Origin of the sequence: Gordonia sp. JH63 (assembly GCF_009856645.1) — a bacterium.
Lineage (GTDB): Bacteria > Actinomycetota > Actinomycetes > Mycobacteriales > Mycobacteriaceae > Gordonia > Gordonia hongkongensis.
In genome coordinates this window covers 1,598,331-1,623,230 of sequence record NZ_CP047235.1, presented here as the reverse complement: position 1 = coordinate 1,623,230, position 24,900 = coordinate 1,598,331, and the positions used below count along the sequence as shown (strand labels likewise).

The 24,900-nt window shown below is 68.1% G+C and carries 26 protein-coding genes; 8 read left to right on the top strand and 18 right to left on the bottom strand.

Features of this window, described 5'->3' with window-relative positions; all coding sequences use genetic code 11:
* Positions 1-33 precede the first annotated feature (33 nt).
* The gene (locus GR168_RS07345; RefSeq protein ID WP_058250898.1) at positions 34-1,212 is read right to left on the bottom strand and encodes an LLM class flavin-dependent oxidoreductase; all 1,179 of its coding nucleotides are present in this window, start codon (positions 1,210-1,212) and stop codon (positions 34-36) included.
* 199 nt (positions 1,213-1,411) lie between these two features.
* Positions 1,412-1,774 (bottom strand): rhodanese-like domain-containing protein, encoded by a 363-nt coding sequence (locus GR168_RS07340; RefSeq protein ID WP_269434027.1) that lies wholly within the window; start codon positions 1,772-1,774, stop codon positions 1,412-1,414.
* Between the two features lie 94 nt (positions 1,775-1,868).
* Between GR168_RS07340 and GR168_RS07335 the strand changes: the two genes are divergently transcribed.
* Entirely contained in the window at positions 1,869-2,153 is a 285-nt protein-coding gene (locus GR168_RS07335; protein ID WP_082652877.1) for an Lrp/AsnC ligand binding domain-containing protein, read from the top strand.
* Between the two features lie 34 nt (positions 2,154-2,187).
* On the opposite strand, the gene GR168_RS07330 is transcribed toward GR168_RS07335, so the two are convergent.
* Positions 2,188-2,850, bottom strand: a complete 663-nt coding sequence (locus GR168_RS07330) for a TetR family transcriptional regulator (RefSeq protein WP_058250799.1) — start codon at positions 2,848-2,850, stop codon at positions 2,188-2,190.
* A gap of 161 nt (positions 2,851-3,011) precedes the next feature.
* On the opposite strand from GR168_RS07330, the gene GR168_RS07325 reads away from it, so the two are divergent.
* From GR168_RS07325 to GR168_RS07310, 4 genes are all read left to right on the top strand, one after another.
* Positions 3,012-4,127, top strand: a complete 1,116-nt coding sequence (locus GR168_RS07325) for an FAD-binding oxidoreductase (protein WP_058250800.1) — start codon at positions 3,012-3,014, stop codon at positions 4,125-4,127.
* A 69-nt stretch (positions 4,128-4,196) separates the two neighbouring features.
* A complete protein-coding gene (locus GR168_RS07320) occupies positions 4,197-5,411 on the top strand; it encodes an acyl-CoA desaturase (RefSeq protein WP_058250801.1) in 1,215 nt (404 codons plus the stop codon).
* Positions 5,412-5,501: 90 nt separating this feature from the next.
* Positions 5,502-5,993, top strand: a complete 492-nt coding sequence (locus GR168_RS07315) for a hypothetical protein (protein ID WP_058250802.1) — start codon at positions 5,502-5,504, stop codon at positions 5,991-5,993.
* Positions 5,994-6,094: 101 nt separating this feature from the next.
* Positions 6,095-6,592: a DUF4395 domain-containing protein gene (locus GR168_RS07310; protein ID WP_058250803.1), complete on the top strand. Its 498-nt coding sequence runs from the start codon at positions 6,095-6,097 to the stop codon at positions 6,590-6,592.
* Positions 6,593-6,603: 11 nt separating this feature from the next.
* Here the strand turns inward: GR168_RS07310 and GR168_RS23745 are convergent, their stop codons facing one another.
* The 15 genes from GR168_RS23745 to GR168_RS07240 all read right to left on the bottom strand — a co-directional run bounded on the left by GR168_RS23745 (position 6,604) and on the right by GR168_RS07240 (position 21,246).
* Positions 6,604-6,780 (bottom strand): hypothetical protein, encoded by a 177-nt coding sequence (locus GR168_RS23745; RefSeq protein WP_175404283.1) that lies wholly within the window; start codon positions 6,778-6,780, stop codon positions 6,604-6,606.
* Between the two features lie 30 nt (positions 6,781-6,810).
* Positions 6,811-7,758, bottom strand: coding sequence for a Ppx/GppA phosphatase family protein (locus GR168_RS07305; protein ID WP_159370423.1), 948 nt, complete (start codon positions 7,756-7,758; stop codon positions 6,811-6,813).
* Positions 7,755-8,291, bottom strand: a complete 537-nt coding sequence (locus tag GR168_RS07300; RefSeq protein ID WP_058250805.1) for a DUF501 domain-containing protein — start codon at positions 8,289-8,291, stop codon at positions 7,755-7,757. Before GR168_RS07300 ends, GR168_RS07305 begins: the two co-directional genes overlap by 4 nt.
* Positions 8,288-8,962, bottom strand: coding sequence for a septum formation initiator family protein (locus GR168_RS07295; RefSeq protein ID WP_068970645.1), 675 nt, complete (start codon positions 8,960-8,962; stop codon positions 8,288-8,290). The genes GR168_RS07300 and GR168_RS07295 overlap by 4 nt, the downstream gene beginning before the upstream one ends.
* A 12-nt stretch (positions 8,963-8,974) precedes the next feature.
* Complete coding sequence (eno, locus tag GR168_RS07290; protein ID WP_058250807.1) at positions 8,975-10,258, bottom strand: phosphopyruvate hydratase; 1,284 nt, start codon at positions 10,256-10,258, stop codon at positions 8,975-8,977.
* Between the two features lie 184 nt (positions 10,259-10,442).
* On the bottom strand, positions 10,443-11,162 hold the full coding sequence (locus tag GR168_RS07285) for a lytic murein transglycosylase (protein ID WP_171011689.1): 720 nt from the start codon (positions 11,160-11,162) through the stop codon (positions 10,443-10,445).
* Positions 11,163-11,480: 318 nt separating this feature from the next.
* Positions 11,481-12,305, bottom strand: a complete 825-nt coding sequence (locus GR168_RS07280) for a formylglycine-generating enzyme family protein (protein ID WP_083229358.1) — start codon at positions 12,303-12,305, stop codon at positions 11,481-11,483.
* A gap of 101 nt (positions 12,306-12,406) precedes the next feature.
* Entirely contained in the window at positions 12,407-14,329 is a 1,923-nt protein-coding gene (gene cysC, locus GR168_RS07275; protein ID WP_159370422.1) for an adenylyl-sulfate kinase, read from the bottom strand.
* The gene (gene cysD / locus GR168_RS07270) at positions 14,329-15,237 is read right to left on the bottom strand and encodes a sulfate adenylyltransferase subunit CysD (protein ID WP_159371864.1); all 909 of its coding nucleotides are present in this window, start codon (positions 15,235-15,237) and stop codon (positions 14,329-14,331) included. Before cysD ends, cysC begins: the two co-directional genes overlap by 1 nt.
* A 77-nt stretch (positions 15,238-15,314) precedes the next feature.
* Complete coding sequence (locus GR168_RS07265) at positions 15,315-16,124, bottom strand: Stf0 family sulfotransferase (protein WP_058250810.1); 810 nt, start codon at positions 16,122-16,124, stop codon at positions 15,315-15,317.
* Positions 16,125-16,264: 140 nt separating this feature from the next.
* Complete coding sequence (locus GR168_RS07260; protein ID WP_159370421.1) at positions 16,265-17,671, bottom strand: sulfatase; 1,407 nt, start codon at positions 17,669-17,671, stop codon at positions 16,265-16,267.
* Between the two features lie 145 nt (positions 17,672-17,816).
* Positions 17,817-18,467: a GntR family transcriptional regulator gene (locus tag GR168_RS07255; protein ID WP_159370420.1), complete on the bottom strand. Its 651-nt coding sequence runs from the start codon at positions 18,465-18,467 to the stop codon at positions 17,817-17,819.
* A gap of 32 nt (positions 18,468-18,499) precedes the next feature.
* Positions 18,500-19,531: a 2-oxoglutarate and iron-dependent oxygenase domain-containing protein gene (locus GR168_RS07250; RefSeq protein ID WP_159370419.1), complete on the bottom strand. Its 1,032-nt coding sequence runs from the start codon at positions 19,529-19,531 to the stop codon at positions 18,500-18,502.
* A gap of 51 nt (positions 19,532-19,582) precedes the next feature.
* On the bottom strand, positions 19,583-20,470 hold the full coding sequence (locus GR168_RS07245) for an ABC transporter permease (RefSeq protein ID WP_226512825.1): 888 nt from the start codon (positions 20,468-20,470) through the stop codon (positions 19,583-19,585).
* A complete protein-coding gene (locus GR168_RS07240) occupies positions 20,467-21,246 on the bottom strand; it encodes an ABC transporter ATP-binding protein (RefSeq protein WP_137810727.1) in 780 nt (259 codons plus the stop codon). The genes GR168_RS07245 and GR168_RS07240 overlap by 4 nt, the downstream gene beginning before the upstream one ends.
* Before the next feature lie 58 nt (positions 21,247-21,304).
* Between GR168_RS07240 and GR168_RS07235 the strand changes: the two genes are divergently transcribed.
* Genes GR168_RS07235 through GR168_RS07225 form a run of 3 tightly spaced genes read left to right on the top strand, consistent with a single transcriptional unit; the run spans position 21,305 to position 24,859 of the window.
* Positions 21,305-22,471 carry a nitrate ABC transporter substrate-binding protein gene (locus GR168_RS07235; RefSeq protein ID WP_137810728.1) on the top strand — a complete coding sequence of 389 codons (1,167 nt, stop codon included), beginning with the start codon at positions 21,305-21,307 and terminating at the stop codon, positions 22,469-22,471.
* Positions 22,472-22,511: 40 nt separating this feature from the next.
* Positions 22,512-23,525 carry a 2OG-Fe(II) oxygenase family protein gene (locus GR168_RS07230; protein ID WP_159370418.1) on the top strand — a complete coding sequence of 338 codons (1,014 nt, stop codon included), beginning with the start codon at positions 22,512-22,514 and terminating at the stop codon, positions 23,523-23,525.
* Positions 23,522-24,859 (top strand): amidohydrolase family protein, encoded by a 1,338-nt coding sequence (locus tag GR168_RS07225; RefSeq protein ID WP_238995042.1) that lies wholly within the window; start codon positions 23,522-23,524, stop codon positions 24,857-24,859. The genes GR168_RS07230 and GR168_RS07225 overlap by 4 nt, the downstream gene beginning before the upstream one ends.
* Positions 24,860-24,900: the final 41 nt, after the last annotated feature.

Sequence of the window (24,900 nt, the reverse complement as noted above, 5' to 3'; positions counted from 1 at the left end):
AAGGGACGTGGTGAAGGTGAAAAGTGTTGTCGATCAGGATGATGCGGCCTGCAAACGCGGCAGGAACGCGGTGCGCACGGCCTCGGACGGGCCTGCCGACGCCGGGTCGAGCAGTCCGAGCCGGGCGAGAGCGGGCCGGACCCCGTCGCCGAAGTGGTACGCCTCTTCGAGATGCGGATAGCCCGACAGGATGAAGTGGTCCAGTCCGAGCGCGGCGTACTCGGCGATGAGTGCGGCCACTTCGTCGTAGGAGCCGACCAGAGCGGTGCCGGCACCACCACGGACGAGTCCGACCCCGGCCCACACGCCGGGGTGGATCTCCAGCGAGTGCGGATCGTTGTGGTCGGCGAAACCGGCTCCACGACCGTGGAGTTCGGACATACGTCGCTGACCCTCGGACTCCGAGCGCGCCAGATTCTGCTGGGCGGTCGCGACCTGCGCCGGATCGAGCGCACCGAGCAGACGGGCCGCCTCGGCCCAGGCCTGCTCCGACGTCTCGCGGGCGATCACGTGAAAACGGATGCCGTGCGAGAGTTCCCGGCCCTGCGCGGCCGCGAGGCCGTTGACCCACGCGATCTTCTCGGCCACCGCGTCCGGACGTTCGCCCCAGGTGAGGTAGGTGTCGGCGTGCTTGGCGGCGACGTCACCGGCGGCCGGCGACGATCCGCCGAAGAAGATCTCCGGCGTCGGATCGGGACGACGTCCGAGCTGCGCACCCTCGACGCGCAGGTACTTCCCCACCACGTCGACGGGTTCTTCCTCGGTCCAGAGTCGCCGGATGATCTCCAGGTACTCGTCGCAACGCTCGTACCGCGCGTTCTTCGCCAGGAAGTCGCCGAAGGCGCGCTGTTCACTCGACTCGCCGCCGGTGACGACGTTGACCAGAAGGCGGCCCTGCGAATGCCACTGGAACGTGGCGGCCATCTGGGCGGCCAGCGTCGGCGAGATGAGCCCGGGGCGGAACGCCACCAGGAATTTGAGGCTCTCGGTGGCGTCGATCAGAGCGGCGGTGGTCAGCCAGGCGTCCTCGCACCAGAGACCTGCCGGGGTCAGGACGGCTTCGAAGCCGTTGGCCTCGGCGGCGCCGGCGAGCTGTTTGAGGTAGCGCAGATCGGCCGGCCGGTCCCCTGTCATCTGGCTGCCGTGTCCGCCCGCGATCAGATTGCGCGAGTCGCCGTAGGTGGGCAGGAACCAGTGGAAATGCAGAGACACCGCGAGGGCACCTTTCGGTCGGGTCGGCACGTGACTAGCACGACACCGCCTCGACTCCCGCCTCGAGGCGAGTGGGCCGGCGCGGTGCCTCGGCCCAGTGTCCGGCACCATCGCGTCGACGGACCACAGTTGAAATCGCCCTGAGGGCAAATCGACAACCGCGGGGCCCGGCCGCTAGGCGTCGGCGGATACGACTGTTTCAGCAGTCACAGACCACCGAGTCCAGTGGCGCGGTGAGCGGGTCTTTGGACCTGATGATCCGGCTGTGATCATTCTCGACGGGGTAGCCCTCGCGCGCCCAGTACTCGTAACCGCCGATCATCTCCTTGACCCGGTAACCCAGCTTGGCGAACTCCAGCGCGGCCCGCGTCGAACCATTGCATCCGGGCCCCCAGCAGTACGTCACAACCGGTGTGCTCGTTGCTATCTCGTCGACGGCGCGCGCGGCGATCTGTGACGTCGGCATGTGCACGGCTCCGACGATGCGCCCCTGCGCCCACGCCGCCTCACCTCGTGAGTCGATCAAGACGAAGTTCACACCGCGTTCCTGATCGGCGTGCACGTCGGACGCATCGGTCTCGAAGCCCGCCTCGAAGAATTCGGGGTGATTCAGCGGCTACAGCGCCAGCGTCGACCCCGAGCGGCTCGGGTTCGCGATCCTGGCCTTCCTACGGCTGCGGTATCCCAGCAGCAGGTACGAGCCGTTGCACACCCTGCTCGCGGAGCTACCCGAAGTCATCGAGGCGCATCACGTCACCGGCGACGACTGTTTCATCATGAAGGTCGTCGCCACCGACATGAAGCACCTGGAACGGGTCAGCGGCATGGTCGGAACCCTCGGCAGCGTCACCACCAATGTGGTCTACTCCTCCCCGCTGCCACCTCGCCCGCTACTCCCGCCCAGCGGGTCGGGACTCACCGAGAGCGCCGCCAAGCTGTAGGTCGGCAACTACCAGGGCGTCCGATCCCCGCCGCTCAGTCGGTCGACGGGCGCCATTGACCCATACCGAGGAAGACCATCACGAGTTGTCGCTCGGTGCGCTCGACGATCTCCTGCTCGGCGGAACGTCCGCGATACTCACCGTCGAGCAGATCGGCCACCGCGGTGAGCATGATGATGACGATCAGCTCCGCTGCCAGTTCGAGGTCGTCTGATTGCCACCGTGCCAGGTCCGGGATACGGGCGAGATCGATCGCGAGTTCCTTGGAGAACAACCGGAGTTCGGTGTCGATCGCACGACGGATCTCGGCGATGCCGCCCCGCTGCTCGCGCACCAGGAACCGGAATTGCGACTCGTTCTCGCGGACGTGCCGCAGCAGGATGGCCAGCGAGTTCTGTGCGGTGGGCAGGGCGTCACGCGCCGCCAGGTCGCGTCGTCCCTCACGCAGCGCCCGTCGCAGGACGCGCATCGAGTCCTCGACGACGGTGACCCCGAGATCCTCCATCGATGCGAAGTGGCGATAGAAGGCGGTCGGCACGATCCCGGCGCCACGGGCGACCTCACGGAGGCTGATGCTGCCGAAACTGCGCTCGCCGACCAGTGACCGCGTGGTGTCCAGCAACGCCTGTCGCGTCTGGTTCTTGCGGTCCGCACGGGTCTGCGCATCGCGCCGGCTCGGCTCTCGCGTGCGTGTCACGCATCCGAGTCTATGCGTCGGGTCAGCCGACGCGGCGGAGAGGCACAGGCGGTGTCGTGACGGCAGTCACATCAGCGAACACTTGACGATCGACCATCGCGCTGTGTCACACTTGCCGGTGTACACATGTACACCGAAACAGACCGAACGGAGCCCAGCCCATGAGCATCCGCACACCCCAGGACCAGACCCGCGCCGGCACCGGCGCCGAGCCCGGCCGGTGGAGCCGTCTGGTCGGTTCGATCGTGGAGGCAGCGCTGTCGCCGCATCCGGTCGACCGCTACCTCGAGTTGCTCGATCCGATGATCACCTGGCGCGATCTGCGCGGCGAGATCACCCGTGTCGAGCGTCCCACGGCGCGCACCGTCCGCCTCACCATTCGTCCGACCCGTCAGTGGCGAGGCCACGAGGCCGGCCAGTTCGTGCAGCTCAAGGTGGTCATCGACGGCGTTCGGCACACCCGCTGCTTCTCGCCGGCCAACGCCGCCGCGGGCCCGCACGGCGAGATCGAGCTGACCATCACCGCACACGACGACGGCTTCGTGTCCACCCACCTTCGTGAGCACGCCCGCGCCGGGGACGTCGTCGGGCTGTCCGCCGCCGACGGCGAGTTCGTGCTTCCCGACACCGACCCGACGTCGGCGGTCTTCGTCAGCGGCGGCAGCGGGATTACACCTGTACTCTCAATGGCGCGAACACTCGTCGCCCGACAGTACGCGGGACCGATCACGTTCGTGCACTATGCGCGCACCCCGGCCGACGTCGCCTACCGCGACGAGCTGCGTGAACTCGCGGACAGCCATCCCCGGTTCGACCTGCGCGTGTACCACACGCGCGACGACGGACACTTCAGCGCCGACCACCTCGACGGAATCCCGGGATTGTCCGACGCCGACGTGTTCGTCTGCGGCCCCGCCGCCCTCATGGACGAGGTCGCACGGGTCCATGCCGAACTCGCCATCAGCCAGCCGTTGCACAGCGAGGCCTTCGCGCCGGTCATCCCGGCCGTCGACCCGGACTCCGTCGAGGGCGAGGTCACGTTCTCCTCGTCGGGGACGTCGGCGGCCAACGACGGCCGTCCGATCCTGGACCAGGCCGAAACGGCCGGGCTCACGCCCGAATCCGGGTGCCGGATGGGGATCTGCTTCTCCTGCGTCGCGACGAAGAAGTCGGGGTGCACCCGCAACGTCCTGACCGGCGAGATCGACGACGAGTCGGACACCCAGATCCAGTTGTGCATCAGCGCGCCGGTCGGCTCGGTAGACATCGACATCTGATGCCCGCGAGCTGATCCCCCAGATCCACCCTTCCCAGCCACATCTCCTCTCCGAGAAGGAGGCAATGCCATGACCATCGACATCAGCCGTGACATCGAGACCACCATCGACGACAACCTGCCCGCGCTGCACCGCGTCGGCGCCGACCAGAAGGTCGCGGACGATCCCAACACCGTCGTCATGTCCTACGAGCAGGTCGAAGCGCTCGGGCGGGACCTCGACGCCCTGCGAGCCCGGATCGTCGCCGACCTGGGCCAGAAGGACCGCGACTACCTCTACTCGGTGATCCGCGCCCAGCGCGGCTTCGAGATCGGCGGACGCGCACTCATGTACCTCGGGTTCTTCCCGCCCGCATGGATCGCCGCGGTAGGCGCCCTCTCGGTGTCGAAGATCCTCGACAACATGGAGATCGGCCACAACGTCATGCACGGTCAGTACGACTGGATGCGCGAGGACACCTACAACTCCCGCGAGTTCGAGTGGGACACCGTCTGTCCGGCCGACCAGTGGAAGCACAGCCACAACTACCTGCACCACACCTTCACCAACATCCTGGGTGAGGACCGCGACATTGGTTACGGCATCCTGCGAATGGACCGCGATCAGAAGTGGAACCCCTACTACCTGGGCAACCTCGGCTACGCGACCGCCCTCATGCTGCTCTTCGAGTGGGGCGTCATGCTGCACGACCTCGAAGCCGAGAACGTCATCGCCGGCAAGCGCAAGTGGAGTGACGTCAAAGGCCTGCTGAAAGGCATGTGGCGCAAGGCCGGTCGTCAGGTCCTCAAGGACTACGTCGTCTTCCCCGCGCTCACGGGCCCGCTGTTCGTCCCGACCCTCATCGGTAACGCGACCGCCAACCTGGTGCGCAACGTGTGGACCTACTCGATCATCTTCTGTGGCCACTTCCCCAGCGGTGCACAGACATTCACGTCCGAGGAATGCCAGAACGAGACGCGGGGCCAGTGGTACCTGCGGCAGATGCTCGGTTCGGCCAACATCACCGGCAGCCCGTTGTTCCATGTGATGAGCGGCAACCTCTCGCACCAGATCGAGCACCACCTCTTCCCCGACATCCCGGCCAGTCGCTACCCCGAGATGTCCGCGGAGGTCCGGGAGATCTGCGAACGCTACGGACTGCCGTACAACACCGGCTCGCTGAGCCACCAGCTCGCGTCGACCTGGAAGAAGATCGCGAAGCTGTCGTTGCCCAACTGGATGACGCGCGACGACAACGATCTCACCGTCATCGTCGAGCGCGAGAAGCCCGCCTCGGTCGCCTGACGCCGGTTTGATCGGTGTGCCCCGGGGGTAGGCTCTGGGCACACCGATCAGGCTCCAGCCGCAACCAACTGCAGGGGGATTCCCGAAGCGATGGTCGACAGCATCGAACGCAACAAGGATCTGTTCCAGGAATTGATCGAGTCCACGGCCACCCATGTCGGCCGGATAGCGACCATCATCACCGGAGCCGTTGCGGGCGTGACCCGCGAGATCGGTGAGATCGTGACCGACGGGTTCGAGATGCGCGAGGCCGCCCGCAAGGCCAAAGCCGACGCGCACTCGCGATACGACGCGAGCGGCATCATCGACGCCGAGTTCGCGGACGCATCGTCCGAGGTGGACACCTCGGCCCCGTACGCCGAATCCGAACAGGCCAGAGAGGTGACCGGAGTGGACATGGACGAACTGCCAGACCGCATCGACGTCGGCGAGCAGGCCGGTATCGACCAGGAGGGCGAGGTCTCCCGCGAGGCGGAACTCGCCTCCGACGGCGGCGAGACCGACAAGGACGAACCGGACGTCGACGACCCGCGGGACATCGCCGCGTCCGAGCCGCGAATGGACCCGACCGCAGGGTCCTGACCGGCGCCGATCGATTCACCCTGGGCGCAATCGTTGCCCGATGGGGCCGTCGCACGTACCTTGGTCGGCGATTGTCCCCGCTCTCCGGAGGTTGTTGCCCGATGTCGGTGCGCTCTGTCCTCACGTTCCCGAACCCGGTCAACGACTACGCCGCGCGCAGTACCGCCGGGTTGGTCGTCGTCCTCGCGATCATCGCGGTGTCGGCGAACACGCCCGTGCTCTACGGCATCCTCGCCCTGGGGTTCGCGCTGCGTGTGGCATCGGGACCGACCCTGTCGCCTTTCGGGCAACTCTCGGTGCGCTTCCTCGTGCCGAAGATCATCCGCAAGGAGAAGCTGGTCCCGGGGCCGCCCAAGCGGTTCGCCCAGACCATCGGCCTCGTCGTCAGCGGGACCGCCTTCGTGCTCAGCCTGCTCGGCTACGGGCTCGCCGCCCAAATCGCCACGGGCGTGCTGATCGCCGCCGCTACGCTCGAGGCCGTCTTCGGCTTCTGCCTGGGCTGCACGATCTTCGGATTCCTGCAGCGCCGCGGTGTCATCCCCGAGTCGGTCTGCGAGGCGTGCAACAACATCTCGCTGCGCGATCCGGCTGCCGTCTGATCCGACGCCGCTCAGCCGTCGGACTTCACCGAACGGTCGGGAACGGTCATGGCCACCATCATGATCTCGGTCTCGCTGTAGTCGCGGCCGGGATGTTCGGCGGCGAGGTGGGCCTGGACCGACGGCACGAAGTCGGCTTCGAGGGCCGTGATGGACTCACCGCAGGGGCAACGCAGGTTGTATGCCATGCGACGCATGGTAACTGGATCGAGCATTGCTCAGTCGAGTATTCCCAACGCGATCCCGTCGAGGATGTCGTGTTCGCTCACGACTAGTTCGTCGATACCGGCACTTTCCGACAGCACTCTCGCGAGCTCGAGGGTGATCAGTGATCCGCCGCCGATGACGTCGACGCGCCCGGGGTGCATCGGTCCGAGCGCCGCGCGGTCGGCGCGTGTCATACCGATCAGGTTCCGGCAGACCCGGTCGAGTTCGGGCAGCGAGATCGTCGACAGATGGATCGCGTCCGAGTCGTACTCGGGGAGGCCGGCACCGAGCGCGGCGAGCGTCGTCATCGTGCCGGCGACGCCCACCCAGGTGCGAGCGGACTGAACCGGCACCGCGGCGAACGCCTCGGCGAGACGTGCGCGTGCGAATTCGGTCGCCGCGGCCAGCTCCGCCGGCGTGGGCGGGTCGGACGGCAGAGCACGCTCGGTCAGCCGAACACACCCGATGTCGGCCGAGTACGCCGCGGTCACACCGTCCGCATCGCCCAGGACGACTTCTGTCGAACCGCCGCCGAGGTCGGTGACCACGAACGGCCCATCCGCCGAATCCAATTCGCCGACTGCCCCGCGGAACGACAGCCGCGCCTCCTCGTCGCCGGTGATGACCTCGGCGATCGCGCCTGCGGACACGCACCCGAGCAGATCGGCGGTCATGGCGAAGAACTCGTCGCGATTCGACGCGTCGCGGGTCGCGGAGGTGGCGACCATCCGCACTCTCTCGACGCCGAGCGCTTCCATCGTGTCGACATAGTCGCTGAGGGCGACCCGCGTCCGCTCGATCGATTCCGCGGCGAACATCCCGGTCGCGTCGACGCCGTAACCCAGTCGGACCACACGCATCTCACGATGGAGATCGACGAGTCGCCCGTCCGGGCCCGGCTTCGCCACGAGCAGGCGGATCGAGTTGGTGCCGCAGTCCACGGCTCCGACGACGGTCACTCGTCGGTCCCCGTATCCGACGGCTCGGGCCAGTCCTCCGGAATCGCGCTGCCGCGCAACCCGTTCGCGGCCGCGAGCGCCACCGCCTCGTCACCGAGCGGATTGAGTCCCGGACCCTTGGCGAGGGAGTGCGCGATCAGGACATGCAGGCACTTCACCCGGTCCGGCATACCGCCACCGGTGAAATCGGTGCCGAGGGGTTCGATCGCGTCGCGTTCGGCGAGATAGTCCTCGTGCGCACGGCGGTACGCCGCGGCGAGTTCGGCGTCGTCGTGCAGGCGCGCGGTCATCCCCTTCATGACGCCGGCCGACTCCTGGCGGCTCGCCTCGGCGGTCAGACGCGGATCGGTCAGGTAGTACAACGTCGGGAACGGTGTGCCGTCGGGCAGCCGGGGGGCGGTCTTGACGACCGCGGGCTTCCCGTCAGGTGTGCGGTAGCTGATCTCGAGGACCCCGCGCGGTTCGCGTCCGAGCTGGGCGGCCACCGTGGCGAGATCCTCCGCGGAGACACCGTGGCCGGAGGAGGAGCTCACTGCACGCCGGGAGGGGTCGACAGGGTGTCCCAGAGATTTCCGTACCACGGTGCGCGAGCGCGCTCTTCGGCACGTTCGGCGGCCTCGCGCCGTGCCTCGTCGGCGGGGAACAACATCACGAGCGGGATCTCTCCTGGTTTGACGAACTGCAGACGCGTCCGCGCCTGGGCCTCGATGTAGGCGGGATCGTTCTGCTCGTTGACCTTCTGCTGATAGTCCGCGACCTCGCGTTGCAGCTGCTCGTTCGACGCGGTCAGCTGACGGAATTCCGAACGCTGACTGAAGTACGTCCGCAGCGGCATCGCGAGGGTCAGTGCCACCACGCACACCACCACGACGGTGATGACGAGCGTCGCAAGGCCGGCCGGGGTCATCTCGACACCACGCAGGCGGGCGCCGATGCCGGCGCGGGCCGGACGACGGCGGGTTCGCGGCACACGCTCCGGCGCCACCCGACGGACCCCGGAATCCGAGGTCTCGTCGGCGACCGGTGCGTCGAGATCGGCGGGAACTTCGTGCCCGGCCGCCTCGACCGCTTCCTCGGGCGCCGCCGACGACGCAGGACGAGCGTGCCGCCGCGTGCGACGGGCGCGTTCGCGTGAGCGCGCGTCTACCCGACGATCGCGCCCACGCTGACGCCCGTCACCGCGGTGACGTCGCTGCGAAGCCATGCAGACAGCTAATCACGAACCAAACGAGAAACGCGGGAAGGCGAGGTCGCCCGCGTACCGTGCCGCGTCGCCGAGTCCTTCCTCGATCCGCAGCAGCTGGTTGTACTTGGCGACGCGCTCGGAGCGGGCCGGGGCGCCGGTCTTGATCTGTCCACAGCTGCAGGCGACGGCGAGGTCGGCGATGGTGGTGTCCTCGGTCTCACCGGACCGGTGACTCATCATCGTCTTGTAGCCGTTGTTGTGCGCGAGTGCGACGGCGTCGAGGGTCTCGGTCAGGGTGCCGATCTGGTTCACCTTCACGAGCAGTGCGTTGGCGATGCCCTTGGAGATCCCCTCCTCGAGACGCTCGGGGTTGGTGACGAACAGGTCGTCACCGACGAGCTGCACCCGATCGCCGATCGACTCGGTCAGCTTGGCCCAGCCGTCCCAGTCGTCCTCGGACAGACCGTCCTCGATCGAGACGATCGGGAAGTCGCTGATGAGCTTCTCGTAGAACGACACCATCTCGTCGGCGCCGAGTTCCTTGCCCTCGAGCTTGTAGGCACCGTTCGAGAAGAACTCGGTCGCTGCGGCGTCGAGCGCGATGACGACGTCGCGGCCGAAGTTGTAGCCGGCCTTGCCGACCGCCTCACCGATGACCGCGATGGCCGCCTCGGTGTTGGGCAGGTCGGGGGCGAAGCCACCCTCGTCGCCGAGTGCGGTGCTCATGCCCTGCTTGCTCAGGACGCCCTTGAGGGCGTGGTAGACCTCGGCACCGCACCGCAGCGCCTCCTTGAAGGTCGGCGCGCCGACCGGGGCGATCATGAATTCCTGGAAGTCGATGCCGTTGTCGGCGTGCTCGCCACCGTTGATGATGTTCATCATCGGCACCGGCAGGATGTGGGCGTTGGGTCCGCCGATGTAACGGAACAGCGGCAGCCCGGCCGATTCGGCCGCGCCCTTGGCGACCGCGAGCGAGACACCGAGCAGCGCGTTGGCGCCGATACGGCTCTTGTCGGGGGTGCCGTCGCAGTCGAGCAGTGCCTGGTCGACGAGGCGCTGTTCCTCGGCCTCGATCCCGATCACGGCCGGGGCCAGTTCCCCGAGGACACCCTCGACGGCCTTGGTGACGCCCTTGCCCAGGTACCGGTCGCCACCGTCGCGCAGTTCGACGGCCTCGTGTTCGCCGGTCGACGCCCCGGACGGCACGGCGGCCCGGGTGAAGGTGCCGTCATCCAGGACGACCTCGACCTCGACCGTCGGGTTGCCCCGCGAATCGAGAATCTCACGCGCACCTACCTGCTCGATGATTGCCACGGTTGCACCCCAATCTCGGTGGACGAGTTCGTCGGCGTGATCCCAGGAGATGTGTCCTCCGACGGGGCCGCCTACGCCGACGACGGCCGGTTCTGGTGCCGGCCGATAGGCAAGAGCCTAGTGGCTGCGCCGAAGCCGCACGTGACAAGGTCGACGCAAGCGCTGAAGCCCTTCCCGGCAGGGTTCAGAAGCGGACGTTGATCGAGTAGGCGTTGGCGTGATCGCGCACGTCGAGGACGTAGGCCATCGAGTTGTTGTAGGTCCGGACGGCCTTCTCCCACCCTTCCGGCGTCGTCATGTCGTTGCCGGCGGAGACACACAGATAGCGGGCCGCCGAGAGGGCGGCGTCGTCGATGTTGTCGGGGTCGGGGACGCCGTCACCGTTGGCGTCGACGCCGTAGCGCTTCCACGTCTCCGGGATGAACTGGAACGGCCCCATCGCTCGATCGTGGGTGGCGTCGCCGTCGAGTGCGCCGCCGTCGGTGTCGAGGATCTCCATGTTGCCGCGGGTGCCGTCGAGTTTGACGCCCCGGATGGGCGGGTTGACGTCGCCGTTGTCGGCCACGTCGGAGCCGCGGTAGTGGCCGTGTTTGCTCTCGACGCCGGCGATCCCCGCCAGCGTGGTCCAGTTCAGCCCGCACTCGGGGTGTTGCTGGCGCTGGATCTCGGCGGCGTTGCCGTAGGCCTGGAGCGAGACGACCGGGATACCGGTGGACTCCGCGATGGGCACGGCCCAGTCGTGCATCCTGTCCGCGGTACGCCCGGGTGCGTTGATGTCGATGTAGGGCTGGGGCACGCCTGCCCCCGGCGGGATGCCCTCCGGGATGTCCGGCCTGGTCAGCGACGGCAGGTCGATGCAGCCGGCCAGCAGCACCGACGACGCGACCGCCACGGCCGAGGCCATGAGGCCGTTCCTCCACGGGTTCGGCCGCCTCGACTCCCGACGCACCGCATCCCGGCCCTCCACACGCATTCCTGCCCTACTCCCCTCTCCGGTCCGACGACTTTCGGGCGGACACCGCCCGAGGGGAACCACGATCGCACAGCCGATCGGGTCTCCCGGAAATCGACACACAGTCTGCTGATCCAACTGACCACGGCGGAGTTCGGTTCCCGGGCGCCGGGAGCGCAGCGAGCGGGCCCTGTGTCCCGGGCGCCGGGAGCGCAGCGAGCGGGCCCTGTGTCCCGGGACGTGCAGGACGGGTTGTCGGCCGGATGGAAGTCAGCCGGCCGCGGGACCGACGGTCCGGAACCCGATGTTGCTCGCCGTCGACTCCGGCGTGTTGTGCGATCGCGCGGCGACCCGGTAGCGATGACAGTACGAGTCGTGGCAGAGATGGCTGCCGCCCCTCAGGACGCGAGCGCTTCCCCGGCCCGGCCCCAGCGGGTTGCTGCGGTCGGACACGCGGTAGTACCGGGCGCTGAACGTGTCGGCGCACCACTCCCAGACGTTGCCGGCGCACTGGTACAGGCCGAAGCCGTTGGGCTCGAAGTCCCGCACGGGCACGGTGCCGACCCGGGCGGTCGGCGCATCCGGGAACTCGCCGCGAAAGATGTTGCAGCGGGGCGCTTCTGCGGTGGGTGGTTCATTCCCCCAGGGGTATCGGGCCCCGCGCAACCCACCCCGCGCCGCGTTCTCCCACTGCGCTTCGGTGGGCAGGACACGTCCGGCCCAGGCGCAATAGGCCTGCGCGTCGCGGTGGCTGACGTGGACGACGGGGTGGTCGGCCAGATCGTCGACCCGGCTGCCGGGACCCGCCGGGTGGCGCCACGACGCACCTTCGACCGCGAGCCACCACGGTGTTCCCGGCACGGGTTCGCCCGGCGCGGTGGCGTAAGTGTGGAACACCGCGGAACCGCCGAATCGCTCGGCATCGGTCTGGTGTCCGGTCGCCGCGACGAACGTGGCGAACGCGGCGTTGGTCACCGTCGTCGCGTCGATCGAGTACGCACCGAGCTCGACCTCGTGCACCGGTCGCTCACCGTCGGTGCGGTACCCCTCGTCGAACGCATCCCCCATGGCGAAGCCCCCGGCCGGGATGTCCACCGTCTCGATCGGGTGCACTCCGGGACCGCCACCGGCGTGCTCGGCCGGCGGGAACGGCGCACCCGGGCCGCCGTGCGCGGGTCCCGGGGGATGACAGCAACTCACCCCGCCATGATGCCGCGATCCATCAGCGCACCGAGGATGAGCGACGCCAGCCGGTCGATGTCCGCGCCGGTGGTGTCGAATCGCAGATCGGGGCTCTCCGGACTCTCGTAGGGCGCATCGATGCCGGTCAGCCCGCGGAGTTCGCCGCGTCGCGCGCGTTCGTAGAGGCCCTTGGGGTCACGGCGTTCGCATTCGGTGACCGGCGTGGAGACGTGGACCTCGATGAAGTCGAGGTCGGCGGCGCGGTGCAGTTCACGCGCGATCTCCCGGTCGGAACGCAGCGGCGAGACCATCGACGCGATCGCGATGACCCCGGCGTCGGCGAAGAGTCGGGCCACGTGGCCGACACGGCGGATGTTCTCCGCGCGGTCACCGGCGGAGAAGCCGAGGTCGTCGGAGATCCCGTGCCGGATGTTGTCGCCGTCGAGGAGGTAGGCGACGCGCCCGCGGCTGACGACGGCCCGCTCGAGCGCGACGGCGACGGTGGACTTGCCCGACGCAGGTAGACCGGTGAGCCACACCGTCGCTCCGCGCTGCTGGGTGTGCGCCCACCGTTCCGCACGCGCCAGCGAACTCGGATGCCATTTGATGTCGTTGCGCGTCGCCTTACCCGGGACGACCTCGCGCGGCTCGAGGATCGTCCCCGCGCCGACCGTGTCGTTCGAGGCCTCGTCGATGAGGATGAACGCGCCGGTGTCGCGGTTGCTCGCATAGGGGTCGGCCGGCACCACCGACGACGTCCGCAGCGTGACGGTGCCGATGTCGTTGAGCACGAGCTCACCGGGAGCGACGTGCTCGATGAGGGTGTCCGGGTCGAGGCGCCGCTCGAGGGACTGGACGGTGGCGCGGACCGTCGACGGGCCGTGCTTGAGGGCGACGCGGTCACCGGCCCGCAGCGGCGAGTTCGACAACCAGCACACGTGCGCATCGACCTCGCGGGCCAGGACCGGTACATGCGCTCCGTCCGCACCGCTCACGATGACGTCGCCGCGACCGATGTCGATGTCGTCGGCGACCTGGATTCCCACCGAGAGAGGCGCCACCGCAACGTCTCTCGTGGGATCGAGGGTATCGAGCGCCGTGACGGTCGACCGGCTTCCCGACGGCAGCACGACGATCTCGTCACCGACGCGCAGTGTTCCGGAAGCGAGCCGGCCGGTGTAGGTACGCCGGTTCGACTCGCTGGGACGCGACACCCACTGGATCGGAAGGCGCAGTTCCTCGGTCACCGGCGCGGGCGCGTGGAGCTCGACGTCCTCGAGGTACTCCAACAGCGTTGTCCCGGAGTACCACGGGGTGTTCGACGAGCGGTGCACGACGTTGTCCCCGTGCTTGGCGGCCACCGGGATCGCCGGGATCTCCCCGATCCCGAGTTGCACCGCGAGTTCGGCGAGGTCGGCCCGGATCTCGTCGAAACGGTGCTCGGAGTAATCGACGAGGTCGATCTTGTTGACCGCCGCGATCACGTGCGGCACGCCCACGAGAGTTGCGATCCGGGCGTGGCGTCGGGTCTGCCGCAGCAGGCCGTGCCGGGCGTCGACGAGCAGGATCGCCACGTGCGCGTTCGACGCCCCGGTGAACATGTTGCGGGTGTACCGCTCGTGTCCGGGGGTGTCGGCGAGGACGTAACTCCGTGTGGGCGTGGAGAAGAAGCGATAGGCGACATCGATCGTGATGCCCTGTTCGCGTTCGGCGCGCAAGCCGTCGGAGAGGGCGGCCAGGTCGACATCACCGTCGCCGTCGGTGACCGCGGCGAGATGATCGGTCGGCAGACTGCCGGTGTCGTGCAGAATCCGGCCGATGAGCGTGGACTTGCCGTCGTCGACACTGCCCGCGGTCGCGATCCGCAGGAATTGCCTTGCGGACGTGCTTGTTTCGTCACCGGCGGGGACGACCGGCTGTGGCGAGGTGAGAGTCATCAGAAGTATCCTTCGCGCTTGCGGTCTTCCATGGCGGCGCTCGACGTGCGGTCGTCGGCGCGGGTCTCCCCGCGTTCGGAGACGGTGGATTCGCTGATCTCGGCGATGATCTCGGCGATCGTGGTGGCCCGCGAGCGAACCGCCCCGGTGATGGTCAGGTCACCGACGGTGCGGTAGCGCACCCACTCGGTCCGTACCTCCTCACCGTCGCGGGGCCGTGAGTACTCCGAGACCGAGAGCAGGATGCCGTCCCGGTCGAAGACCTCCCGCTCGGCGGCGAAATAGATGGAGGGCAGCTCGAGGCCCTCGAGCTCGATGTAGCGCCAGATGTCGGTCTCGGTCCAGTTCGAGAGCGGGAACACACGCACCGACTCCCCACGACGGATCCGCCCGTTGTACAGCGACCACGGTTCGGGTCGCTGGGCGCGGGGATCCCATTGCCCGAACTCGTCGCGGAAGCTGAAGATGCGCTCCTTGGCGCGGGCACGCTCCTCGTCGCGGCGGGCGCCGCCGAACGCGGCGTCGAATCCGCCCTCCTCCAGCGCATCGAGCAGGGTGCGGGTCTGCAGGCGGTTCCGCGAACCCGACGGGTCGGTGGACTCGGCGACTCGTCCGGAGTCGATGGACTCCTGGACCGAGGCCACGATGAGTTCGATGCCCTCGGGATTCTCGGCGGTCGGCGCGACCCGTCGGTCACGGAATTCGATCACCTCGTCGAAATTGTGGCCGGTGTCGACGTGCATGATCGGGAAGGGCAGGGGCGCGGGCCGAAATGCCTTCTCGGCCAACCGGAGCAGGACGATGGAGTCCTTGCCGCCGGAGAACAGCAGCACCGGCCGCTCCAGTTCCGCCACCACCTCGCGGATGATGTGCACCGCCTCGGCCTCCAACACCCGGACGGCGGTCACATGGTCGAAGTCGCCCGCGTCCCCGGGCCGGGCCCGGTCGCCGGTCGCCCGGTCGAGCGAGGTCTCGTCTACAGCGGTCACAGTGGGTATCCGTTTCGTTCGGCGTCTTCTCGATAGCGTCGGGCCCACTCCTTGGACCGCGAATTGGACTGTGGCTTCAGCGGTGGCGGCGGCGCCAGCTCCGGGTCCTGCCCGATCTTCTCCAGCACCAGTGCGGTCGCCTTCGTGGGATCGGTGACCAGGTCCCGGAACCCGATCTCGAGCGGTTCGATCCCCTCGGCGGCGAACCAATTGCGCCACTGTCGTTCCTGGTCGCTCAAGATGCCGGCGAGATGGGCGATACCGCCGGCGTGATACACCGCCTCGTCGTGCTCGTCGGTGTCCGAGCCGTCGTGCCGCCACACGCGGGTCTGCACCGCGCGCCACATCGACACCGCTTGCGGCACAACATCTTCTCGATGGACGTGCACGTAGAGCGGATCGGCTCCGTCGAACAGCCAGCGGACGGCGCCGCGCAACGAACCCGACGCGACCCGGCTGCGCGAGATCAGCAGCGGCGTCTGGTTCCACATGAGCTTGCCGCCCCACACCCCGTTCGGCGTGCGACCCGCCGCCCGCACATCCGAGCGCCAGGTGGCCGAATCGCGGGTGTCCACCACCCCGGGATCGAGTGGCTCCAGGAGCTCGAGGATGGTGGGATCGCTGACACCGGCGAACCATTCACGCGGCTGCGGAGCCGCCGAGGAATCCGAGAAGTACTGGAAGAACTCCTCCGGACGACCCGCGACGCCGGTCGCGGCGAGCGACTCCACCAGCAGCGTGCTGCCGCTGCGCTGGCTGGCACACACCAGATAATTTGCCGGTCCCGACGAGGACTTCGCTGACATGAAAGACGAGTCTAGCGAGCGGGAAAAGCACCGCAAGCTGGCCTTTTACGCGCAGCCGGGTCGAAACCATTGACACCGAAACCGCGCTGTGGGTGGCGTGAGATCGCGTGTCCGAGATGACGCTTTCGCGCCGACGCCCCTCAGCGCTCGCCCGACGTGAGGTCCCCGGCCAACTCGCGACGGGCACCCAGCGGACGCCGGGACGGCAATGCCTCCTCCTCGGCCTCGACCTGCGCCGCCTTGGCGTGGAATGCGTCCATGAAGGCCTCCGCCGTCGCCGTGCCGGCCGCTTCATCGGGCAAGTCGTCATGGGTGCGCTCGCGCCAGTCGGCCAACGCCCGCGCGAGCTCGTCCCGGACGTGCGCATACGACGGGTCGTCGGCGAGGTTGTTGCGCTCATGCGGATCGGAACGCAGGTCGTAGAGCTCGACCCGCGACCGATCCTGTTGCACCTCTTGCCGATCCAGCGACCGCGCCGACAAACTGTCGGCGATGTCGAGCGGGAGCAACAACGCCGGCCGCGCCGCGTAGTTCTCGATGTAGCTGAAGTCCTTGGTGCGCACGGCCCGGATCGGATCGAAGGCATCGTGGTAGGTCTTCTCGGTGAACACCTCGGTGCGAACGGCCGTGGATTCGGTTCCCACCAGCGCGGGGGCGTGCGAGTCACCGTCGACCGTGTCCGGGATGTCGACGCCCACCAGGTCGAGCAGCGTCGGCGTGAGATCGACCCCCGAGAACAGATCGTCGTAGACCGTCGGCGTGATCCCCAGCCGCGACGGCGGGCGCATGATCAATGCGATCCCGGTGCCCTCGGCGTACAGCGTCGATTTCGCCCGTGGGAACGCCAGACCGTGATCGGTGACGAACACGATCCAGGTGGAGTCGTCGAGACCGAGTTCGGCGACGGTGTCGAGGAGCCGGCCCACGGCCGAGTCGGCCTTCGTGATCGAGCCGTGCAGACCCGCCAGATCGTCGCGCACGTCGTCGGTGTCCGGAAGGAACCCGGGCACCGCGATCGTGCTGGTGTCCGCCGGCTTGTACTCGTCGGCCGGGTAAGGCCGATGCGTTTCGAAGAAGCCCGCTGTCAGGAAGAACGGCCGATCGTCGTGCGCATGTCGTCGCAACCAGTCCTGGGACCGGTCCACCACGTAGTCACAGCGCGAGTCGGACACATCCACCGAGTCGAATCCGAGCCGGCCGGGGTCCGCGCTCTCGTGCTGCATCCCGAAGAGTGCCGAGCGGTAGCCCGCACCCGCGAGGAGAGCCGGCAGGGTCTGCACGTCCGGGAAGTACTCGAACCCGTGGTGGGCCAGGCCGACGAGCCCGTTGCCGTGCGGATAGCGCCCGGTGAACAGGGAACCGCGGGCCGGTGAGCACAGCGGCGCCGTCGCGTGTGCGTCGGCGAACCGGATGCCGACGGCCGCGAGGTCGTCGAGGACGGGACTCTCGACGCCATCGGCGCCGTAACACCGCAGATGGCGACCGAGATCGTGCCAGTGCACCAGGATCACGTTGTCGCGTCGCGCGGCATCGGGTGAAGAGACCATCCACCCATGATGGCGCAGACGATTCCCCTCCCGGGGCCCACCCGGGGCGGCGGATGCGCTCTCTCCCGCCGCCGCACCGCCTGACGAGATCAAATCAGCGTGGGCGAAAGTCCGGTGGCCGGGGTCACGGCGATCGCGCACCGGATCAGGTACGGAGCAGCCGGACGAGCACGCCGGCGGCGTGGGCGCGCGCGGCCCGGTCGGCTTCGTCGGCATCACCGACCTCCAGTGCCGCGACGATCCGGCGATGCTCGGTCACGGCGTGCCGACGGTTGTCCTCGTGCGACCACATGTCGGATCTATACAGGTGTGACTGGGTGTCGAGCTTCAGCAGTGCGTCGCACAGCGGGGCGTTTCCCGACAGCGACCGGACCGCGGTGTGGAAGTCGAGATCGAGTTCGGCGTCGCGTCGGTGATCGGGCTCGGTCTCCAGCAGACGCTCCTGCTCACGCACCTGATGCCAGAGCCCGGTCAGCGCGGCACGGGTCACCCGGATGGTGGCCTGGCGGGCGGCGAGCCCGTCGAGGACCTCGCGGACCTCGAAGACGTGCCGCAGCATCTCGTCGTCGAGGACGGCGACCTTCGCACCGACACGAGGCGTGTAGACCGCCAGCCCGTCCATGACGAGTTGTTGGACCGCCTCGCGCACGGGACTCCGGGACACGTCCAGTCGGGCGGCCAGACCGGGAACCGAGAGCGACGCACCGGGTTCGAGCGTGCCGTCGAAGATCTCGTCTCGTATCCGGCGCAGGACCGACTGCATGAGCAGCGCGCCGTCGTCTCCGTTTCCCGTCATGATCGTCCCAGCGTAAGGCCGATGCCCCGGCCTCATCCCGCGGCCATCACGCGCTGCGCCTCGCGCTCGGCGCCGGCGGGTGCGATTACGCTCTTCATCCCGGCGAGTTTCGCATCGATGTTCTCGGCGACGGTGATCGGCGGATATCCCGGGTGGTCGGTACGCGCACACCCGGGCAGCGTTTCGATGACGGCATCGGCGTTGCCGTCGAAGAAGAACGCTGCCGACCGACGACGCAGGATCCGGCCGTCGACGACGGGCGGGTCGACGCGGTGGACAGTCGATCGCCACCGGTCGTTCGTCCACCGCGCCATGGCGTCGCCGAGGTTGACCAGCAGCGCGCCGTCGGCGGGTGTCACGTCGTGCCACCGCCCCTCGTGATCGAGCACCTGGAGCCCGGGCACCTGGTCGGCCCACAGCACGGTGAGGATGCCGAAGTCGGTGTGCGCACCCATCCCGGTCAGCTCCCCGGCGATTTCGATCTCGCCTTCGGGGAGGGTGTAGTTGTTGAGCTTCAGCGCGTCGATGGAGTGATCGGTCATCCCGTCGAAGTACCCGGGCGGCAGACCGAGCGCATCGGTGAAGGCGGTGAGCAGAACTCGCGAGAGGCCCCGCGCCGCGTCGAACCAGGATTCGACCGCCGGGCGGAATCCCGGCGCCGCGTCCGGCCACGTGTTCGTCGGGTAGCTGGACTCCGGCAGGTCGAGGCCCGGGAACCAGGAACCCTCCGAGCCGACGGTGAACGCCTCGTAGAAGTCGTTCATCTGATTCGCCGCGGCCACACCCAGACTCATGCTCAGCGACTCACTCTTCGGCGGGCTGTAGCCACGATTCTGCCCCGGCCGGGCGTATTGCTTCTTCACCTCGAGGGGCAGCGCGTAGAACTCGTCGAGCGCCGCGGTCAGTCCGTCGATGACGCCGGGTGCGATCCCGTGACCGACGACCTGGACGAAACCGACTCCGCCACAGGCGTCGTCGAGGGCGCGCGCCACGTCGTCCCGGGCCGCGGCCGAGCTCTCCGGGTCGAGGTAGGGCGAGATGTCGATGGTGGGAACGGTGAACATGAATCTTCCGGATGGGTTCGGGTCGAGGTGGTTGCGAGCGCGGAGATGGCCTCAGCGACGACGGTTCACGGCGGCGTTGAGAATGCTGAAGGCACCGAAGACGAGGATGCCGAACACCGAGGCCAGGACGATCGCCGCGATGAGGTCGTCGGACTGCAGGCGAGCCCGGTAGATGTCGAGCAGGGTCCCGATACCGGGTTCGCCCTTGGCGAAGAACATGTCACCGATGATGGCGCCCACCACGACCAGCCCCGAGGCCGTCCGGAAGCCGGTCATCATCGACGGGAGCGCCGACGGGAACTCGAGCATCAGCAGGCGTTGCACCGGTGAGGCCTTCGACAGGGTGAACAGCTCCTGTGAGGACTTGTCGACCGAGACGAGCCCGAAATGCGTGTTGGCGATGATGGGGAAGATCGCGATGATCACGCACACGATCGTGCGGGCGACCATCCCGTAGCCGAACCAGAGCCCGATCAGCGGAACGATCGCGAGCACCGGGATCACCTGCAGCACAACGGCCCAGGGGTAGATCGCGCGTTCGAGGAAGGACCCCCGGCTCATCAGGACGCCGATGACGACCCCGATCAGCGCGGCGAAGGCGAAGCCCACGAGACAGACCTTCGCGGTGACCCACAGGGCGTCGAGCATGGGGCCGACGCTGTCCGGGTCCAGCAGCGACTCGGTCAGCACGCTGTGTGGCGACGGGAGCAGGAAACGCCGTTCCGGAGTGAGGATGAGATAGCTGACCGCGTACCAGGCGGCGATTCCCACGGCGAGGGAGAGGACCGGGGGTGCTCCGTACCTCAGCACGGCTGCCGTGACACGGCGGGCGCCACTCTTCCGCGACGACCGTTCGCCGCGTGTGGGTTCGGGCTGCGGCGCGGAGACCGGTCCGTGGTGCTCGCCAGCGGCGGGACGAGATCGGGCGGCGGTGGTCATCGTGCACCTCGGAGGGTCTCGGAGATCTCGGCGACGTGGTCGGTGAAACGGCTGTCGTAGCGCAGATCCGGGTGGCGTGGGTGAGCGAAGTCGATGCCGATGTCGGCGACGATCCGCCCGGGGCGTGCGGACATCACGATCACCCGGTTGGCGAGGAAGACCGCTTCGGACACCGAATGCGTGATGAACATCGCGGTGAACCGGCGTTCGGCGTAGAGCCGTTGCAGCTCGAATTGCATGTCGAGCCGGGTCATCTCGTCGAGAGCGCCGAAAGGCTCGTCGAGGAGCAACAATTCGGGCTCGGAGGTCAACGCGCGGGCCAGCGAGGCACGCATCTTCATGCCACCGGACAGCATGCGCGGCAATTGCGACTCGAACCCGGTGAGACCGACCGCGTCGATGGCGGCCTGCGCCCGGCGTCGTCGTTCACCCCGCGGCAGCCGGGCGATCTCGGCGCAGAGTTCGACATTGCCCCGCACACTGCGCCAGGCGAGGAGGGTCGGTTCCTGGAAGATGAACCCGACCGACTCCGTGGACAGTGCCACGCTTCCCTCTGTGGGCTTCTCGAGACCGGCGGCCATCCGGAGCAGGGTCGACTTACCACAACCCGACGGTCCGACGACGGCCACGAAGTCGCCGGCGCGCACGTCGAGGTCCACCCGGTCCAGCGCCTGGGTCCCGGACTCGAATCGCTTCGTCACCCCGGAGACGGACGCGACCACATCTTTGGTGAGATGACGCGCATCCACATCCCTCACCGTGTCGTAGAGTTTCATCCGGCCTTCCCGCCCTGTGCATGTCTACATGTAACTGTTGCAGTCTTTCTGCTATTAGATGACCCGCCTCCGCACGTCGCGTCTGGCCGTGGCCGCCACGGCGGCGACGATCTGCGCAGCGGTTCTCGCCGGCTGCTCGAGTTCCGGGTCCGACGACACCGCGTCGTCGAGCCTCCCCTCGGCGCCGGCCGAATCCACCCTCGCCGGAACCTGCCCCGACAACGTGGTGGTTCAACTGCAGTGGCAACCGCAGTCGGACATGGCCGGGGTCATCGGACTTCTCGGACCCGGGTACACCGTCGACACCGACAACAAGTCGGTCTCCGGACCGCTCGTCTTCGACGGCATGGACACCGGCGTCGACATCACGCTGCGCGCCGGCGGCCCGGCCATCGGATTCCAGTCGGTGCCCTCGGCCATGTACTCCGACGACTCCATCCACCTCGGTCTCGTCCACGGCGACCAGATGATCTCCGCCGCCAAGGACCAACGCGTGGTCGGTGTGACGCCCCTGCTGCAGTACAACCCCTCGATCATCATGTGGGACCCCGCAACCCACCCGGACGTGAAGACGATCGCCGACATCGGCCGATCCGACGCCAGCGTGGTGGTGTCGAAGGATCAGATCTTCCCGCAGTGGCTGGTCGCGAAGGGGCTGCTGCAGCAGGATCAGCTCGACACCAGTTACGACGGCGCCCCGGCACGTTTCGTCGGCGACCCGTCGATCACCCAGCAGGGGTTCGCCAACTCCGAGCCCTACACCTACGAGAACGAGACCCCGTCGTGGAACAAGCCGGTCGCCTACGCGATGGTCAAGGACGCCGGGTACGACGTCTACGCGTCGAACGTCTCGGTCCGCGCCGGTGACGTCGAGGAGATGTCGCCGTGTCTGGAGAAGCTGGTCCCGATGATCCAGCAGACCGGTAAGGACTACGTGGCCTCGCCCGACGCGGTCAACGCCACCATCGTCGACTGGGTGTCCCAGGACGTGTCCTTCACCCCGTATTCAGCCGGCGAGGCGGCGTACTCGGCGGGCTTGCTGAAGGATCGCGCGGTCATCGCCCCGGGCGCGGACGGTGTCTACGGCAGCTACGACATGGTGAAGGCGCAGAACGTGATCAACGACCTCGTGCCGATCCTGAACGGCGGAGGCGCCGACCTGCCGGCCGCATTGCCCGCCGACCAGCTGTTCACGACCCAGTTCATCGATGAGCAGATCCGCTGACCCGACGCCCACGTCTTCCCCGACCACAGAGAGACACACGATGACAGAGACCACCACACCCCCGTCGCCGGCCGCCTCGGCCGGCCTGACCGAGCTCGACCGGGAACGCCGGATGGGCGGGCTGGGGACCGAGACCACCGACCGCGAGATCCGCCGGATCAGTCTGGCCGATCTGGACAACCGCCGCGACGAGATCGCCGACCAACTCTGGTCGGCCGCAACCGACATCGGCTTCTTCCAGGTGATCGACCACGGCATCGACCTGGCCGCGGTGGACCACGCGTTCGAGATGTCCGCCCGGTTCTTCGCGCTCCCCCGTTCGATCAAGGAGCAGTATCCGCTCAAGAAGGGCCAGAACGCGGGCTGGGAGTACCGCACCCAGGTACGCCCGTCGATCGGCACACCGGACCAGAAGGAGTCCTACCAGTTCACCCGGCCCCGCATGGACGGACTGTGGCCGAGTGAGCGCGAGCTCGCCGGATTCCGCTCCACCATCGAGGATTTCGAGCACCGGTGCTGGTCGGTGGCCATGACCCTGCTCAGCTGTTTCGCCGAGCGTCTGGGTCTCGACCGCGACTTCTTCACCCGGGCGCACGACCCGACGGCGGACACCTACCAGAGCACCCTGCGGCTGCTGCACTACTACGCGTTCCCCGACGAACTGATCGACTCCGAGAACAGTTGGCGCGCCGGCGCACACACCGACTTCGACGCACTGACCCTGCTGTTCCAGCGGTCCGGTCAGGGAGGCCTGCAGGTGCTACCGGGAGCCGAGGCCGACGGTCAGGCCTGGACGTCGGTCGAGCCGTCCGACGACGCCATCACCTGCAACATCGGCGACATGCTGATGCGCTGGTCCGACGACCGACTGCCGTCGAACTTCCATCGGGTCCGGGCTCCCCGACGGGGCGAGTACACCGGTCCGCGCTACACGCTCGCGTACTTCGCCCAGGCGAACTCCGACGTGCTGATCGAGAGCGCGGGCGGCACCTACCCGCCGATCACCGCCGCCGACTACCTCGCCCAGCGCATCGCCGCGAACTTCGCGAAGTGACCGACACATCATTGCCCGGGGCCGCCGTCACCGCGGCGGCCCCGGCCTTTCGCGACGTCACCGTCTACACGGCCGGGCAGTGGAAAGCCCATCACGACGTCCATGTCGTCGACGGGATCGTCACCGCGATCGCACCCACCGCCCGTCCGGGCGGTGGAACCGGTAACGGTTACGTCATCCCCGGGTTCGTCAACACCCACACGCACCTCCAGCAGTCGCTCATGCGGGGAATCGCCGAATGCACACCGTTGCTCGAATGGTTGCTGGCCGTGGGCGAGGAATCGGTGGCGATCACACCCGAGCGGGCCTACCTCGCCGCTGTCTCGGCCTGCCTCGAACTGTTGCGATCGGGCACGACGACCGTGGTCGAACACATGTGGCCGCACCCGTCGCACGAGATCCATGACGCCGTCGTGCGGGCACTGCGCGACACCGGAATCCGGGCGATCCTCGGCCGCGGGGTCGCCGACCGCACCGACCCGAGCCGCAAGTGGGGGTTCGAACCGCGGCTGATGCAACCCCTCGGCGAGGTCCTCGACCACGTCGACCATCTCCGCAACGAGGTTGCCGGGTCAGCGATCTCGATGGCCCTGGCGGTACCCAATCCGCGCTCGGTCACCGACGCCGGGATGCGGACGATCCGCGACTTCGCGCAGGAACGTGGACTGCCGGTCTCCATCCACCTGCTCGAGACCGGCACCGACGAGCAGATGTGTCGGCAGCACACCGGCTTCGGGGCCGTCGACCACCTCGACCGCAACGGCTTCCTGTGGGACCGCGTGCTCGCCGTCCACTGCGTCGAGCTCGACGACGCCGGCCAGCGCACCCTCGCCGCCCGGAAGGTGGCGGTGTCGCACAATCCATTGTCGAACATGCGTCTCGGCAGCGGGGTGGCCCCGATCCCGGCGATGCTGGAGCGCGGCCTGGCGGTCGGGCTGGGCGTGGACGGCGCCGCCAGCAACGACACCCAGGACATGCTGGCGACGCTGCGCATCGCCGCTTACCTGCAACGTGCCGTCCACCGGCGTGCGGACCTGCTCGGGTTCCCCCAGATGCTCGACATCGCCTGCGGCGGCGCCAACTACGCGCTCGGTCTGTCGCCGGTGACCGGCGGTGTGACAGTCGGGTCGCCCGCGGACCTCACGCTGGTGCGGTTCGACCGCGACTACGCCACCCTCCCCGTCCGCGATCCCGGCGCGTCGCTGCTCACCACCGGATCACGGTCCATCGTCGACACGGTGATGGTCGGCGGCGAGATCGTCGTCGAGGACGGACGCCACACGCGAATCGACGAGGGGGAGTTCACGAAACAGCTGGCCGCACTGTCCGTCTGAGCCTCGATCCGGTTCATCTCCCCAAACCCCGCGACAGTGGT